Origin of the sequence: Mycobacterium helveticum (assembly GCF_007714205.1) — a bacterium.
Taxonomy (GTDB): Bacteria; Actinomycetota; Actinomycetes; order Mycobacteriales; family Mycobacteriaceae; genus Mycobacterium; species Mycobacterium helveticum.
Window position 1 is genome coordinate 1 of record NZ_VMQU01000327.1, and the last position, 759, is coordinate 759.

A 759-nucleotide genomic window follows, 5' to 3' on the forward strand; every position below is an offset into this window, starting at 1 on the left:
CCCACCTCAGCTCAACGACACGAACCCCCACCGCGGATATCCGCCAACCACTGCTGCACGCTCATTTCCGCAGAGCCCCATCAACACTCGGCGGGCGCCCGTTCGGACACGTTGTGCACAGGGGGCACTGTCGAATTCGAATTACAAGAAATCTGCCGATGAGCCCGACGATCATGCGATCGGGCGTTCCCGCGGCGGGCTGACCACCAAGATCCACGCGCTGACTGATCCTCGCGAAGCTCCCGTGGCGGTCCGGCTCACCGCCGGCCAAGCCGGCGACAACCCGCAATTGATGGCGCTGCTCGATGATTACGCCGCGACATGCAGGGATTCAGACCAGTCCGCTGACGATTTCCGGTTGCTCGCCGACAAGGCGTATTCGCATCCGAGCACCCGTACCCAATTGCGTTCCCGCAGAATCAAGCACACGATTCCCGAACGTCGAGATCAGATCGACCGCCGCAAGGCCAAGGGATCCGCCGGCGGCCGCCCACCGGCGTTCGACGCCGAGATCTACGCGCTGCGCAACACCGTCGAACGTGGCTTCAATCGGCTCAAGCAGTGGCGCGGCATCGCGACCCGCTACGACAAGTACGCCCTAACATACCTCGGCGGTGTACTGCTGGCCTGCGCCGTGATCCATTCGATGGCTTTATCTGCGGTGGAGCTTGCCTGTCTCAAGTAGCAGATCCTCATCTGCGTTGATACACCGGGCGTTCGGTCGTCGCTATCTTGTCAAAGCGACCTCGAAATAATCTC

Annotated in this window: 1 pseudogene; it reads left to right on the forward strand. The window is 61.7% G+C overall.

The annotated features are described in order from the left end of the window. Window positions 1-78 precede the first annotated feature (78 nt). Window positions 79-685: pseudogene (locus FPZ47_RS27745) on the forward strand (IS5 family transposase); the annotation flags it as partial. Window positions 686-759 lie beyond the last annotated feature (74 nt).